We start from the raw sequence: 15,275 nt of genomic DNA on the forward strand, positions 1-15,275 counted from the left end.
CCGATGATTACTTATTTTGCATTTCATGTAACAATACAGCACCTTATTTGTCTTATAGCAGTGTAAACATTTAAATTTCAGACATAGAAAACATACATGAAGCAATTTTTCAAATTTGTATTTGCCTCCATGCTTGGAGTATTTTTATCAACGATCATTTTTTTCTTCGTTGCTATTGCCATTATGGCCGCGATAATAAGTGCTGCCAGTTCAGACAAGGCAGTAGAAATAAGTGAAAACTCCATTCTACGCGTGTCTTTAAATTACGCCATTAAAGAACGTACAGACAGAAGTCCCTTTAACAATGTTAGCCTTCCGTCTATGAATTCGGAAAAATATATTGGTTTAGATGAGATATTGCTTCGAATTGATGCAGCAAAAAATGACAATCGAATAAAAGGTATTGTACTCGATATGGACGGTATCGGTGCAAGTTTTGCCACACTTCAAGAGATTAGAGATGCATTGCTCAAATTTAAAGAATCAAAAAAATTCATATTAGCTTACAGTGAGGGGTATTCAATGAAGGGATACTACCTTGCTTCAACAGCTGATAAGGTTTATTTGAACCCGGAAGGGTCGGTCGACTTCCGCGGAATGGCAGCGCAGCTTCCATTCTTTAAAGGCACACTTGAAAAACTGGGCATTGAAGCACAGGTAGTGAAAGTAGGTACTTACAAGAGTGCGGTAGAGCCTTTTATATTAGATAAAATGAGCCCGGCAAACAAAGAACAGGTCAACTCCTATCTTAATTCTTTATACGACTATTACCTTGGCAATGTGTCCAAATCACGGAATATACCTATGGATTCCTTGCGGAACATTGCCGACAACTACAGTGGAAGAGATGCCGAGAAGGCGCTGAACGCAAAATTAGTTGACGGGTTGAAATATAAAAATGAAATAATAGATGAACTAAAAGTTAAGTTGTGCATTGATAAAAAGAAGAAGATCAAGTCAATAAATATTGAAGATTATACTTCTCCAAAAACAGAAGAAAACGGTTCGCAAAATCGGCTAGCTGTAGTCTACGCAGTAGGTGATATCGTTTCCGGTGAGGGTTCTGATGAGCAAATTGGTTCGGAAAGAATTTCGAGAGCGATTAGAACAGTACGTGAAGATGATAAAGTTAAAGCAGTTGTGCTTCGTATCAACTCTCCGGGTGGAAGCTCGTTGGCTTCTGATGTTATTTGGAAAGAAGTTGAACTGACAAAAAAGGTAAAACCTATTATCGTATCAATGGGCGACGTTGCAGCTTCGGGTGGTTACTATATTGCCTGCGCCGCCGATTCCATTTTTGCTCAACCGAATACCATTACAGGTTCAATCGGTGTGTTTGGTATTATTCCAAATTTACAGAACTTTTTCAACAACAAATTGGGAATTACGTTTGATGAAGTAAAAACAGGAAAATATGCTGACCTAATGAGTGTTAATAGACCACTTACAGCGGACGAGCGCGACCTTATTCAACAAGAAGTAAACAAGACGTACGATACCTTTACAAAAAAAGTAGCTAACGGTAGAAAAATAAGTCAAAGCCAAGTAGATAGTATCGGTCAAGGACGGGTATGGACGGGTGCACAAGCGGCAAAAATTGGTTTAGTTGATCGTTTAGCCAGTTTCAATGAAGCTATTACAGCTGCAGCTCGTAAAGCCAAATTGAAAGACTATAAACTGGTGAGCTACCCTGCCATGAAAGATCCTTTAGAAGCTTTTCTCGGTTCTTCCAGCGATAAGCTGAAGACTTGGATAATGAAGAAAGAAATGAATGAAGGCTACCTTCTTTACGAACAAGCAAAGCAGGTTATGCAACAAAGCGGTATACAGGCAAGATTACCGTATATGATTAATATTCATTAAATCTTACCGTGCGCAACCAAAAAAGGGCACTCCTTTCGGAGTGCCCTTTTTGGTTGCGCACATTTTGTTATATATCGTCTATATACGTAAGTTTGCCCGTTATATTGGCAAAGCTTCGAAGCCCCTTAACAATACATCGAAATGGAAAATAAAATTATATCCCGCAAATTTAGATTGCTTTCGCAATTGATGGAATTACATGGCGAGAATTCCTTCAAAACTAAAGCGATAGCTAATGCAGCTTTTAAGCTAGATAAGCTACCTTTTAAAATTATTGATAAAACGGAACAAGAATTAAGTACAGAGCAAGGTATCGGCAAAAGCATAGCGTCAAAAGTTTGGGAGCTTATCCATACGGGCTGTATAGAGGATCTAGAGGCATTACTCGCTAAAACACCTGAAGGCATTTTAGAGATGCTAACAATAAAAGGTTTGGGGCCAAAAAAAATCTTGATCATATGGAATACGCTTGCAATCGAAACGTTAGGAGAGCTTTACTATGCGTGTAACGAAAATCGACTGATCGAAGCAAAGGGGTTCGGGCTAAAAACACAAGAAGAAATCAAGATGGCCATTGAGTTTAATATGGCCAGTCAAGGTTTATTTTTGTATTCCCAGGCAGAGAAGTTAGCCAGTTCAATTTTTGATACACTCAAAGAGATGCTTTCCGACCAACATCTCTTGAGTTATACAGGTGATTTCAGGCGCAAATTGGAATTACTATCATCGGTCGAATTGATTACAACTGCCAGTGCCGAGGAAATATTGATATATATTGAAAAAGATAAGCGACTTATCCAATTTGATTATCAGGAAAATAAAATTCGGACAGTTCACGAAAGCGGTCTTCCTATACATTTTATTTTAAGCAACGTAAATGAGTTCTCTAAGCACCTATTAATCACCACAGGTAATCAACAGCACATCGCGTTACTCGAACAACTTTATGAAAAAGGAGTTCCTAATGCGGAAAGTGAAGAGGAAATTTACCGTCAATTAAACTTAGACTTTATTGAACCTGAATTGCGTGAAGGCTTGGATGAAGTCCAAAAAGCCCACGACCATACACTTCCTAACCTTATAACTTATGACGATATAAAAGGCACTTTGCATAATCATAGCACCTATAGCGACGGCGTTCATTCACTGAAAGAGATGGCTCTATATTGCAAAGACGTTCTTCAGTTACAATATTTAGGGATATGTGATCACTCTCGGACAGCAGTTTATGCAAATGGCTTAAAAGAGGACCGGGTAAGATTGCAATGGGAAGAAATAGATTCGTTAAATCAAACATTATATCCTTTTAAGATTTTTAAAGGTATTGAGTCGGATATTTTGGGAGACGGCTCTTTGGACTACCCGGATGAGTTATTAAGAGAATTTGATTTTGTAGTTGCTTCTGTGCATGCCAACCTGAAAATGGACGAGGAAAAAGCTACCCTACGTTTAATCAAAGCTATTGAAAATCCTTATACGACCATTTTAGGGCATCCAACCGGGCGCCTTCTGTTAAGCAGAAAGGGATATCCCATTGATTATAAAAAGGTAATCGATGCCTGTGCTGCCAATGGGGTAGCCATCGAAGTCAATGCAAACCCGTTAAGATTAGATTTAGATTGGCGCTGGCACCGTTATGCGATTGAGAAGGGTGTCTATCTTTCCATCAATCCCGACGCCCATCGCGTAGAAGGATTTCACGATATGCGTTATGGAACTTTAGTGGCAAGAAAAGGAGGACTTACAGCCTCGCAATGCCTCAATTGTTTTGATCTGGAAAAATTGGACAGCTACTTTAGCTCTCGTAAAACAAGTATAAAATAATTACCTTTGAGAATGATCGCACAACACGCTAATAAAATATTCAGTCAAGCTATTCACGATTACCATGTTCTTAATAATATAGACCATCCTATAAAGAATCCTTATGAAGCTCATACGCTGGAACATTTACTATATCTTAAATGTTGGATAGACACGGTACAGTGGCATATGGAAGACGAAGTACGTGATCCCAATATCGCTCCGGTGGAAGGGCTAAAATGGAAAAGGAGGATCGATCAGTCCAATCAAGACCGCACAGATACGGTTGAATACATAGATAGTTACTATCTAAATGCATTCAAAGATGTAAAGCCTCTACCGGATGCTAGGATAAATACGGAGAGTCCTGCCTGGGCTATTGATAGGCTTTCTATCCTGGCATTGAAAATTTATCACATGCAAATTGAGGCTGAACGTCGTGATGCCACGCCTGAACATCGCGATCAGTGTGGTCAAAAGCTTCGTATATTATTAGAGCAGCGGGAAGATCTTTCCAATAGCATCGATGAGTTACTCGAAGATATTAAAATGGGAAAAAAATATATGAAAGTATACAAACAGATGAAGATGTATAATGATCCCTCGCTGAATCCGGTTTTATATACAGGCGAAAAGAAATAAGAAACCTCTGAATACGTTAGGGGTGAATAACACATGAATAAAAGGAGCATTTTGGTTTTTCGTTTTTCAGCAATGGGCGATGTCGCTATGATTTCACCCGTTATAGAACAGCTATGTGAACAACATCCCCAAGTCAGCATAATTCTGGTAAGTAGGCCTTTCTTCAAACCTTTTTTTGATACAAATCCCCAGATACGCTTTCATCCTATTTATCCAAAAGAACAGCACCGGGGCCTAAGAGGCTTGTATAGATTGTTCAAAGAGCTGCGAAATTATAAGATAGATGCAATAGCAGATCTTCATGACAGCCTCAGAAGTCGTATTCTTTCTACATTCTTTAGACTAACTACTATTCCAATAAAAAGAATAGACAAAGGAAGAGCTGAAAAAAGAGCTCTAACGCGCATTCAGAACAAGCATTTAATCCCTCTTAAATCGACTTTTGAGCGTTATGCAGAAGTGTTTCAGTCGCTTGGATTCTCTATTCGGCTAACAAATAAATTAGTAAAAAAGACCAGGCCGCTTCCTGCTGCATTCTTGCGTCAATTTAATAGTTCTTCTGCGCTGAGGAGAATAGGTATCGCTCCCTTCGCGCAACATCGGTATAAAGTATATCCGCTTGATAAAATGGAGGAAGTAATCGCTGTTTTAAGTCGTAATCACGAACTGTTTATATTCGGTGGAGGCGAAACGGAACAAGAAATGGCGACAAAATGGGAGAAAAAATACGCGCATGTTACCAATGTAATAGGTGTGGTAGACTTAACCCACGAGCTTGATTTAATAGCTAACTTAGATCTTATGCTCAGTATGGACTCCTCCGGCATGCACATGGCTTCTTTGGTAGGCACTCGAGTAATATCCGTTTGGGGGCCAACGCATCCCTATGCTGGTTTTTTGGGCTTTGGCCAAAAAGAAGATGACTGCCTACAGTTCCACCACCCCGCAAGACCTAGCTCCATATACGGCAATAAACCCTGTTTATGTGACGGGATTCCGTGTATTGAACGCATTAGTCCTGAACAAATCGTCACAAAAATTGAAAAAACATTAAGCTATGGCTAAATATTTATACCTGATTCGTCATGCCAAGTCGGACTGGAACTTTGATCTCCCGGACTTTGATAGACCGTTAAATAAGCGCGGATTGAGAGACGCCCCTATAATGGCTAAACGGTTAAATTTGCAAAATCTACGCCCGGATCGGTTGGTGAGCAGCCCTGCCAATCGTGCCATTTCTACCGCTAAAATTTTTGCTAAAGAGTTAAAATTTTCTGAGGCCGATATACAGGAAGAAGCAGCCATATATGAAGCCGATGTTCCTACCTTACTGAAGGTTATCAATTCATTCCAAGCTGAAGCGGATTGCGTAGCAATCTTTGGACACAATCCGGGCATTAGTTTGTTGGCGGAGTATCTTTGCGATGATGCAGCCATCGATTTCCCCACTTGTGCAATAGGCTTTCTGTCTTTTAACATAGAACAATGGAGTGAGGTAAGTATAGGAACAGGCAATTTAGTTTGGTTCAATTATCCCAAACTTGTTTAGCAACAGAAGCTTTATTAACTTTACCAGATAACAATTATTCTTTCCTGTTCACATGATTCAATTAAGCAACGAATATATCCGCGTAAATATTAAAAAAAAGGGCGCAGAGCTTTCTTCAATTTATAACAAGAACATGGCTCATGAATATATTTGGCAAGGAGATCCAAGCTTTTGGCCATGGCATGCCCCTAATCTTTTCCCCATTGTTGGCGGCTTAAAAGATAACCACCTAGCTGTTGATGGCCAAATCTATGAATTAGCCAGACACGGTTTTGCAAGACATACCAACTTTCAAGTTATTGAGTCATCGGGCACCCATGCAATCTTTTCATTACGTTATAATCAGGAAACATTACGTGTTTTTCCATACCATTTTGAGTTTCAGGTTATTTACCATCTGGAAAACGAATCCCTTAAGTGCATTTACAAAGTCATCAATCTAGAGACGAAGCCGATTTATTTTTCAGTAGGAGCCCATCCCGCCTTCAATGTGCCTTTTTTTTCCTATGAACATTATAATGATTATTACCTGGAGTTTGAAAAAGATGAGCCCTTGATACGCCATCACCTTTCTGACGCCGGTTATTTTAACGGCGAGGAATCAACGATTTTACTTGACAATAGAAAGCTGCAACTAAATGAAAACCTTTTTGATACCGATGCTCTTGTTTTTAAAACATTGCTAAGTAAACGTGTAGCTATTCGAAGTAAAAATCATCCTCACGCGCTGCTCATCAGTTATTCTGATTTTAAATCTTTAGGTATTTGGGCGAAACCGGGTGCACCTTTCGTTTGTATTGAGCCTTGGCTGGGATACGCAGATAGTGAGGCCGGCACTTCCACTATAGAAAAGAAAGAAGGCATCGTATCCTTAGCCCCAGGTCACGTATTTGAAGCCGGCTATTCTATCACAATTCAATAATTTGATCATTTTAAACAGATCTAACATAAGAAAAAAGCCTAAAGTAGGCTTTTAAATTGAAAAAATAATTTTCGAAACTGTAATTGCTTTTGCGGGTTATATCATTAGTATTCCGACAAAGTGCAAAAAAACAAATAACAATGAATAACAGAGTAGAAAGAACCATTGAAAATTTGATCGATTCTTTTATTGACAAACTTCCTTCGCTTTTACTGGCTATAATCACATTAGTTTTAGGTATTTGGCTAATTAAGGTATTAGTTCGTTTTTTACATAAACGGTTTACGAGTGGAAAAATCGATATTTCACTTGCTGAATTCTTGACCAGCATTATACGTGTTTTGCTCTACGTTCTATTGTTCTTGAGTGTTGCTTCCACTTTAGGTATCCAAACGACGTCTTTTGTTACCATGCTAGGTGCTGCGGGATTGGCCGTTGGTCTTGCGCTGCAAGGCAGCTTATCTAATTTTGCAGGAGGTGTTTTAATCCTGCTCTTTAAACCTTTTCGTGTCGGCCATTTTATAACGACCAATAACAATGTCTCAGGAACGGTATTAAAAATAGATATTTTATATACTACGCTAAAAGCAGGAAACGGCACGACTATATATGCGCCAAATGGGCCCTTGGCTAACGCTGTTATTAATAATGTGTCCGACAATCCTACTCGGATGGCGGAATACAAAATAGGCATCTCCTATAATAATAATATTGATACGGCACGAAAAATAATTCTTAATGTATTGGAGAACGATGAACAAATTCTAAAAGATCCGAAGCCAGCTGTATTGGTAGATTCTTTAGGTGACAACGCCGTTGTGCTAGTTATAAGAGGATGGGTTAATAACAAAGAGTTTTGGCCGGTTTATCATGCCAATTATCAGAAAATTAAAGAAGCTCTAGATCAACATAACATAAGTATGCCTTACCCTCAGCGAGACATACATATCATAACTAACAACACGGATAGCAATTCTTAAAAAACAGGGAAAGGAATCCCTTTTCATCTGCATAATGAAAGGGATGAAACAGTACTTTTAACAATGCCTATCTTTATTTTAACCAATAGGTTAAGATATGCCATATCTTTTTAAAGACAAAAATAAGTGTCCACAAAAAATAATGGTACAAGGTGAAATTATGTTTGACTCTCATATTTGTTAAAATTAAGCGTTCACTCTCACCAAGTTAACGAACTTTTATTAACTTTTCGTTAATAAAACAATAATATTTTATAGCAATGGAGATATCATTCTAGCCGACTTTTCCAGTAGTTTACGCCATTTGGCACGATGTTCCCACCGTTCCGCGTCTATTTCTTCTGCATTTAATAAGTCTTCATTGAAAATTTCGCGTAATTCTTCCGCTACTTTTGGATCCAGTATAAGAGACATAACTTCAAAATTAAGATCGAAACTGCGCTGATCCATATTCGCTGTTCCTATAATCGCTAATTTACTGTCAAACACGATCGTCTTAGCATGAATAAATCCTTTTTTATAGCGAAAGATACGTACCCCTGCTTTTAATAAATCATCGTAGTATGAATGTGCTGCCGCATTTACAATTTTAGAATCAGAAATATAAGGTACTAACAGCTTAACGTTGACACCACTTAACGAAGCAATGATGAGCGCATCCATTAAACTTTCACCGGGAATAAAGTAAGGCGTTGTAATAAGAATTTCCTCCTTCGCGGTAGCTATGGCCTTCAACAAGGTGTATAAAATAGAGGGAGAAACCGAGTCTGGTCCGCTTGACACGATCTGAACCAAGCTTCCCCCCTCTTCACTGGATAGCTCGCTGAAAAAACGCGGCTCCGGATGGAGCTTATTTGGGCTACAAAAGTTCCAATCACATAGAAAAATATACTGAAGGTATAAAGAGCCCTGTCCTTTTATACGAACGTGAGTATCTCTCCAAAAGATTTGCTGCTCTTGTCTTTCATCATTCACATATCGATCAGCTACATTAATTCCGCCAACGAACGATGTATAACCATCTATCACAATGATTTTTCGGTGATTCCTATAGTTTAATCTATTGGCTAATAAAAGAAATGTAATTTTATGAAAGGGGTACACTTCTACTCCTGCAGCAGCCAACTCATCAGAAAAGCTCCCATCAATCGATCGGCTGCCGAAATGATCGTAAATAAAACGGACTTCTACCCCCTCCTTCGCCTTTCTGATAAGTGCATCTTTAATCGTATTGCCGATGGCATCGTTTTCAAACGTATAATACTCGAGATGTATATGGTCTTTTGCCTGGCTAATTGCCTGTAAAATTGCGTCGAATGTTTGCTCTCCATTAATCAAAATCTTAACCTCATTACTTGTGGTCAGCGGACTCATCATGTCTTTCAAAATCATATGAGCAAGTCCTTTATAGCTCAGACCATAATCGCCCACACTATGTAAGGCATCGAATGACGATTTATAGATTTGTATTTTAAGTCGTTCTTGCAGTTTTTGATCGGAAAGTAGCTTTTTACTATACATGCTCCTATTCCGATAATTTATTCCTATCGAAAAGTAAAGGATGATACCCGCTATTGGAACAAATATCGTTAATAGTAAATAAGCCAGTGTTTTTGTACTTGATCGGGTTTCATATATAATCCGCAGACAGACACCAATAACAAGAAGGATATAGGTAATTTCTGCAACAAGGAACCAGTCGATCGAAGGCATAGCATTTATCCCGAATATGGGAATAAACTTAACAAAAATTATTGATACCCTAAAGCATCATTGCCTTGAACACTTCTTGTGCATATTCTCCCCAGTCTTCCATACTCTCTTTTAAGGTGCTTAACAAACCTACATTATTAACTTTTTTCGCTTTTTTTGCCGGCGTAATAGGACTGGGTTGTATAGAAACATCACTAACTTTAGTGGCAAACCAGGTTGTATTATCGTGCGGTAGCGCAAGACCCAAAATCATACCCGGTAACCCGGTAAAGGATTCCGGTCCGCCCGAAACAGGTATTTGATCCGTATAAAAAGCGACGACATAGATTGAGTCCATCACCAATGCGTTTGCTCTTCTGCAATCATATCCGGCGATCTCCCTGGTTTCATCGGTAATCTTCCATTTAATTTTTCTTACGCTGTCTTCCACGAGAAAGATCTCTTCGTACAGTTTCTTTTCACTGACGGAAATACCATTTTTAAAGTCTGTATAAATAGTTTTTTTCAAATCGATCGTAGGATCATTGCTAAAAAAACTATTAGTTGACGGCATGTTGGTTTCTATCGGTTTATATAAGGACGCGGTTTGCGAAAAGGATAAAGTAGCCTTTACTGAGTTGAACTGTGGCTGTGTCTTTTTGTACTGATCGTAAATTTGTTGCATCCAGCTTGAATTTCTCTTTGTAATGCGTTTTGCTAATTTAGCGTACATATTCACTCTCTTTTCGTATTCTATAGTTCCGCTATTAACAAAACGAACGTTTTGGCCATATACTAAATGACTGATTATTAATAACAGAACAATGGAGGTTGCGAGTTTTATTCCTTTTTTCATTTCCCTTAATAACTTTATAAACACAATATTTACATCTGGGTTAACCTATGGTTTTGCCCCCATTTTGCTAAATTCCCAAGTAACCGAGAACATAAAATAACGACGAATGGTTGTATAACTACTCTGATTAATGGTATTATTAAAAGCATTTCGATTAAAGCCTACGTTCTGGTTCAACAGATCATTTCCGGAAATAGTAAAACGAAGGTTTTCTTCTTTAAAAAACTTTTTGGTGATATAAGCGTTCAGTATAAATCGCTCAAAATTTTCATCGAAAGACTGTGTCGCTTGCGTATAAGTATAACTTCCGTCAGATCCTATTTGAATCTTACCGGGCAAATATATATTGAACCCCGCATCTCCACTCATGCCCCATCCGTTATTGTTGAATTCAGGCTGCAGCGATGATTCAGAAGTGTTGTAGCTTGGCCCAAAATTCACACTAAAATCATATTTCTTCTCCTTATACTTTGATAAAGATAAGCGGCTTGAATAGTTGTATGACTTCGTCTCATTGAGGTTATCATTGGTTAAATTATAGTACGTATTACCATTCGTACTCAAATCAAGCCCTATCTGCATATCCAATTTCTTTATTTTCTTACCTGCATACATACCACCGTAAAAATTAGAGGTGTTTCGATCTTTTAGGTTAGCGGATTGATAGGTGCTTTTCCCAACGGAATCCGTTACTGTATTACTTACGATAGGGTTTGTGGTAAACGAATAGCTACCATAAAAATTAACATACTGATTGCTGAGCACCTTGTAAGAATAATAACTCAAATTAAAGCGATTGGTAAAAGAAGGCTTTAGATCCGGATTACCCAATACGATATTGAGTGGATCTGTGTTTACCCTAACAGGTTGTATCTGATTGATTGTAGGCTGTGTATTGTTACCATTATATCCAACGCGTAAGGATTTTTGCTGCGAAAATTTATATTGGTAATTCAACTGTGGATTGAAATTCGTAAAATTTCTTGTAAACAAATCGTCTGTGTACCTATCAAGTTGTTTGAACCGCACGTCACTTACCTTTGCTCCAAAATTCAAGTTGGTTTTCTCCGTCTTATAATTGAAAATGGCCCCAACCTGGTTGGATGTTTGATCCAATTTATAATCATTACTGTATAAACTATCCAATACGTCATAAGCTCCCGTTGCCGATTGATTAAAGGACCGCCTATTAGAATGGCCACTATTAATACTAAGTCCATAATTCAATACCACAGCGAAGTTCTTAAAAAGAGGTTCTGAGTAGGTTACATTAGATCGAAAAGAGTTATTTACAATATCGTTAGTTTTGTATTGATTGATGTTAGAAACGCTATCTTCCACGCCGGCACTACTATAAAATACGTTTTCTGCATCTAAAAACCCGTCCGTTTTGTTTGTGTTGGATGATTGATTCAGATTCAGGGAAAAAGACCGCCCCATCTTTTTAAATTTCTTTGTGAACAAAGCACTTGCATTAAAAATCCGATCGTCTGCCTTGTTGGTTAGCCTTCTTTGACTTTGGTTCAATAATCCGCCGGAACCGTTCCTACTTTCGGAAGTATAATTGTTTTCGGTGTCACTGTTTCTCAGGGTTCCATCTACTGAAATACGCAGGTTCGTAGTCGAATCTAATTTAATGTCATATCGTGCATCCAGTTTATGGCGGAACATATGGTTATTAAACGTCTCGTCTGAACGATCATTGATAACTCCCGTGGGTAAGTTGCGTTGCGTCAAATTATTTCGAGTACCGTCCACATCCAATGTACCTATTTTATAGTTGGTATTGATTGATTGTTTATCGCCATCCCACTTGTTATCATAGTGTAAACCACCTGTACGTGCCAAAGGAATGCCTTGTCCATCATATTGCCCGTTGAATGATTCCAAGTCGTCTCCCCCTCCCCCATAAAACATCATGCCGCCATCGTCCGTAAATTCCATGTTATTGGACGTTGTACCGTATCTATTTGCATCCTGCCAGCCAAGCCCTACTTTCCCCGTATTCCCGATGGTTCCGTAGGCAGACATTTTTTCTTTCCCTTTAAACTTATTGATCATACCCTGTGCCTGATAAAATTCGTCATTTCCCGCTGCCGCTTCCAATTTACCAAAGTAACCCCTTTTACTGTCTTCCTTTAACTGAATATTGATCGTCTTGGTTTTTTGCCCATCATCAACTCCTGTAAAGGCGGCTTGGTCACTTTGCTTATCATATAGCTGCACCTTATCGACCATATCACTTCGAATGTTTTTTGTAACTAAAGTAGGATCGTCTCCAAAAAATTCCTCGCCATCTACCAGTACCTTATTAACCGTTTGTCCTTGCGCGGTAATCTTACCATCTTTATCCACCTGTATACCCGGAAGTTGCTTTAACAAATCTTCTACTTTAGCATTTGGCTGCAGCTTAAAACTTGCGGCATCATACTCAGTCGTATCGCCCTTAATGGTTATCGGTTGCCGCCCGGTAATAACCACCTCTGCTAAAAGCTGAGATTTTAAAATCATATCGATCGATCCGAAGTTAATTTCATTTAACGAATCGAGTGTGAAATTTTCAACGTAATCAGCGTATTTAGGATAAGTAACAAGCAAAATATATTTACCTTTCTCCAATCCCTCCAATTTAAAATTGCCCATCTGATCAGCTCTTGTAAATTTATAAAGCATGGAATCCCGCGCATGTAAAATACTAATCGTAGTATTGCTAAGTTTTATATTGGAAGCAGTATCTATTACTGTTCCTTTAATTAAAAATCCGTTTTGAGCGTGCGAACTAAAACAAGAGATAAGTAAAAGCAAGATAAAGGTTAATCTTTTCATAAATTTTTAGGCAATCGGCCTCTAAAATATTAAAAATATCTACACTCCAACTAAAAGATCAAAAGTTTTAACATTAATTAACATAATATTAAAGTATGAGGATCAGGCTTCTTTTAGGCAGCATTTTCATCCGGCAAATGCCAGTCTGAATTACTTAGAACATAAACTATTGCGCCGAACCGGGAAGGTTTTTAACGATGCATAATAAAATTCAAGATGACTAATTAACGTAGAAGACATTGTCTTGATTATTCTTATCCGGCACATAAGTATTGCCGAGCGCAACCGACTTAATTTTTTTCTGAGTGTTTAAGAACAAAGACACGGTTCTTCCGCCATCCTTCCATATGCCAATCGATCGATTTATCTTTTCTGTCGACCCATCTGAATAATAGACCGTGAGATAGATAGGCAGTGGTTTATTACTCTTATTTTTAACGGTTATTAGGTATTCATCATTTTCCTGTTTTACGACACGCTGAATGGCTAAATCCAGCATGCCCTCTTCGTAAAACCACCGATTCCAAAACCAATCCAAATTCTCTCCACTTCCTGCATTCATAGCACGAAAAAAATCCAAGGGCTGTGGATGCTTTCCTTGCCATGTTTTGATATAGTGATGTAACGCGTTTCGAAACAATTCCTTTCCCAAATAGCCTTCTAAATAGAGATACCCTAACGCCGGTTTTGGGTAAGAATTTGTAAAGGCTCCACCACCCTTCAAGTCGGTAGTCAACGTCATGATTGGTGTATCGTTCCGATCGCCGGAACTTTTAGCCGTAGCTTGTATTCCATAATCGTCCACATAGCTACTGTCAACATAATTAGAAAGCTTCCATTCTCCTATAGTTGCCCATCCTTCATCCATCCAACCGTACTTTGTTTCATTTGTTCCCATATAGAAGGGAAACATCGTATGGAATATCTCATGATTAGTTAGAGTAATAGCATCTTCTCTCGTTTTTGTAGGGTTATCATTAGCCATCATTGGGTATTCCATTTGATCGAGTCCGTCAAAAACAGTCATATGACTATAGGGAAAAGGCCAAGCCGGAAAATGAAAGCTCATCCCTTCCACTGTTTTTGCCGCAAAATCGATTACTTCATTATAATCCTCGTGTATGGGGTTATAAACAGCATCAACCCGTGTTCTCCGGCCAGTAAGTGAATCAACAACTAAACTGACGGATTTCCAAACGTAGTGATTACTCAAAGCAAAAGCGAAATCAGTTACCTGTTTCGCCTCAAACTTAAAAGTATTAAAAGATTTTCTTTTTGTAACCGCATTGGATTTGATGTCCTGTTCATCGATGACATTGACAATCGTGTCGGATATACCTGCATATTCAACCCGATCGTTTATTTGCTTTTGATATATTTTCTTCCCATTCTTTAAATCGCCGGTAGCCCATAAGGCGTAACCATCGGGCACTTCGATTGCTGCTTCAAAATTGCAGAAATCATTATAAAATTCTTCCTCGCCTGTATAAGGATACTTATTCCAACCATCTATATCATCGTATACGGCAACTCTAGGAAAAAAATAGGCAATAAAATAGGCACCATTATCTATTTTTCCTGTGCGCAAGTGCGACCCTTCGTTCAAGGTATATTCATAATCTATTCGAAAATGCGCAGAGCTGTGAGGCAGCACTTCAGCATTCTGTAATTTCATGTTGGTGCCGTCAATAATGACATCATGATTTTCAATCGCGTGTTTATCAACCACAATTTTTTTAAGCGTCAAACCGTCTCCTAAATCTTTCTTTTCGATTTTGGATTTCCTGTTCACACCTTTCTTATAAATATTGGCATATAATTTAAACCATATTTCAGATAAGGTGTCCGGACTGTTATTGCGATAATCTATTTCTGCTGTTCCTATCAATAGGCGGGTTTTTGGTTCAAATTTTACCTTAAGTTTATAGTCTGCTGTATTTTGCCAGTATTTATTGCCAGGTATTCCATTCAAGGTACGCGTGCCTTTCCTCACAGCCTTGGAAAAACTTGAATCGATTCGCAAGATATCTTGAGCAAAACATTCAGCTATTCCAAAAACGAAATATACTAGAATAAGAGTTTTATTGAAGTTCATTTTCATCGAATACTATTTGACACATTTCCTCGATCAGCGCCCTATGG

11 protein-coding genes are annotated in these 15,275 nt (G+C 38.4%); 7 read left to right on the forward strand and 4 right to left on the reverse strand.

Translation table 11 applies throughout. The features are described 5' to 3' along the window. The first annotated feature begins 96 nt into the window (after positions 1–96). The 7 genes from sppA to QT327_RS15635 all read left to right on the forward strand — a co-directional run bounded on the left by sppA (position 97) and on the right by QT327_RS15635 (position 7,759). Positions 97–1,863, forward strand: a complete 1,767-nt coding sequence (gene sppA, locus QT327_RS15605; RefSeq protein ID WP_130855757.1) for a signal peptide peptidase SppA — start codon at positions 97–99, stop codon at positions 1,861–1,863. A 141-nt stretch (positions 1,864–2,004) separates the two neighbouring features. Beyond that, the gene (locus QT327_RS15610) at positions 2,005–3,687 is read left to right on the forward strand and encodes a DNA polymerase/3'-5' exonuclease PolX (protein ID WP_130855756.1); all 1,683 of its coding nucleotides are present in this window, start codon (positions 2,005–2,007) and stop codon (positions 3,685–3,687) included. A 12-nt stretch (positions 3,688–3,699) separates the two neighbouring features. Further along, on the forward strand, positions 3,700–4,308 hold the full coding sequence (locus QT327_RS15615; protein WP_013667274.1) for a DUF4254 domain-containing protein: 609 nt from the start codon (positions 3,700–3,702) through the stop codon (positions 4,306–4,308). A 33-nt stretch (positions 4,309–4,341) separates the two neighbouring features. Then, a complete protein-coding gene (locus QT327_RS15620) occupies positions 4,342–5,373 on the forward strand; it encodes a glycosyltransferase family 9 protein (RefSeq protein WP_013667275.1) in 1,032 nt (343 codons plus the stop codon). Next, positions 5,366–5,857, forward strand: coding sequence for a SixA phosphatase family protein (locus QT327_RS15625; RefSeq protein WP_130855755.1), 492 nt, complete (start codon positions 5,366–5,368; stop codon positions 5,855–5,857). The genes QT327_RS15620 and QT327_RS15625 overlap by 8 nt, the downstream gene beginning before the upstream one ends. 52 nt (positions 5,858–5,909) lie before the next feature. Then, on the forward strand, positions 5,910–6,779 hold the full coding sequence (locus tag QT327_RS15630; RefSeq protein ID WP_130855754.1) for an aldose 1-epimerase family protein: 870 nt from the start codon (positions 5,910–5,912) through the stop codon (positions 6,777–6,779). Positions 6,780–6,919: 140 nt separating this feature from the next. Continuing rightward, complete coding sequence (locus tag QT327_RS15635; protein ID WP_013667278.1) at positions 6,920–7,759, forward strand: mechanosensitive ion channel family protein; 840 nt, start codon at positions 6,920–6,922, stop codon at positions 7,757–7,759. A 252-nt stretch (positions 7,760–8,011) separates the two neighbouring features. Here QT327_RS15635 and cls read toward each other — a convergent pair whose 3' ends face one another. The 4 genes from cls to QT327_RS15655 form a co-directional block, all read right to left on the reverse strand. Next, positions 8,012–9,472 carry a cardiolipin synthase gene (gene cls / locus QT327_RS15640; protein ID WP_130855753.1) on the reverse strand — a complete coding sequence of 487 codons (1,461 nt, stop codon included), beginning with the start codon at positions 9,470–9,472 and terminating at the stop codon, positions 8,012–8,014. A gap of 49 nt (positions 9,473–9,521) precedes the next feature. After that, positions 9,522–10,307, reverse strand: a complete 786-nt coding sequence (locus tag QT327_RS15645; RefSeq protein ID WP_130855752.1) for a GLPGLI family protein — start codon at positions 10,305–10,307, stop codon at positions 9,522–9,524. 45 nt (positions 10,308–10,352) lie between these two features. Then, on the reverse strand, positions 10,353–13,133 hold the full coding sequence (locus tag QT327_RS15650; protein ID WP_130855751.1) for an outer membrane beta-barrel family protein: 2,781 nt from the start codon (positions 13,131–13,133) through the stop codon (positions 10,353–10,355). A gap of 220 nt (positions 13,134–13,353) precedes the next feature. Further along, positions 13,354–15,234: a M1 family metallopeptidase gene (locus QT327_RS15655; protein ID WP_130855750.1), complete on the reverse strand. Its 1,881-nt coding sequence runs from the start codon at positions 15,232–15,234 to the stop codon at positions 13,354–13,356. Positions 15,235–15,275: the final 41 nt, after the last annotated feature.

It is taken from the genome of Olivibacter sp. 47 (genome assembly GCF_030372825.1).
GTDB lineage: Bacteria > Bacteroidota > Bacteroidia > Sphingobacteriales > Sphingobacteriaceae > Olivibacter > Olivibacter oleidegradans.

What these genes read in the sequence shown, in the direction of transcription:
- sppA (WP_130855757.1), top strand. Translation starts at nt 97, where the DNA reads ATGAAGCAATTTTTCAAATTTGTATTTGCCTCCATGCTTGGAGTATTT.
- QT327_RS15610 (WP_130855756.1), top strand. Translation starts at nt 2,005, where the DNA reads ATGGAAAATAAAATTATATCCCGCAAATTTAGATTGCTTTCGCAATTG.
- QT327_RS15615 (WP_013667274.1), top strand. Translation starts at nt 3,700, where the DNA reads ATGATCGCACAACACGCTAATAAAATATTCAGTCAAGCTATTCACGAT.
- QT327_RS15620 (WP_013667275.1), top strand. Translation starts at nt 4,342, where the DNA reads ATGAATAAAAGGAGCATTTTGGTTTTTCGTTTTTCAGCAATGGGCGAT.
- QT327_RS15625 (WP_130855755.1), top strand. Translation starts at nt 5,366, where the DNA reads ATGGCTAAATATTTATACCTGATTCGTCATGCCAAGTCGGACTGGAAC.
- QT327_RS15630 (WP_130855754.1), top strand. Translation starts at nt 5,910, where the DNA reads ATGATTCAATTAAGCAACGAATATATCCGCGTAAATATTAAAAAAAAG.
- QT327_RS15635 (WP_013667278.1), top strand. Translation starts at nt 6,920, where the DNA reads ATGAATAACAGAGTAGAAAGAACCATTGAAAATTTGATCGATTCTTTT.
- cls (WP_130855753.1), bottom strand. Translation starts at nt 9,472, where the DNA reads ATGCCTTCGATCGACTGGTTCCTTGTTGCAGAAATTACCTATATCCTT.
- QT327_RS15645 (WP_130855752.1), bottom strand. Translation starts at nt 10,307, where the DNA reads ATGAAAAAAGGAATAAAACTCGCAACCTCCATTGTTCTGTTATTAATA.
- QT327_RS15650 (WP_130855751.1), bottom strand. Translation starts at nt 13,133, where the DNA reads ATGAAAAGATTAACCTTTATCTTGCTTTTACTTATCTCTTGTTTTAGT.
- QT327_RS15655 (WP_130855750.1), bottom strand. Translation starts at nt 15,234, where the DNA reads ATGAAAATGAACTTCAATAAAACTCTTATTCTAGTATATTTCGTTTTT.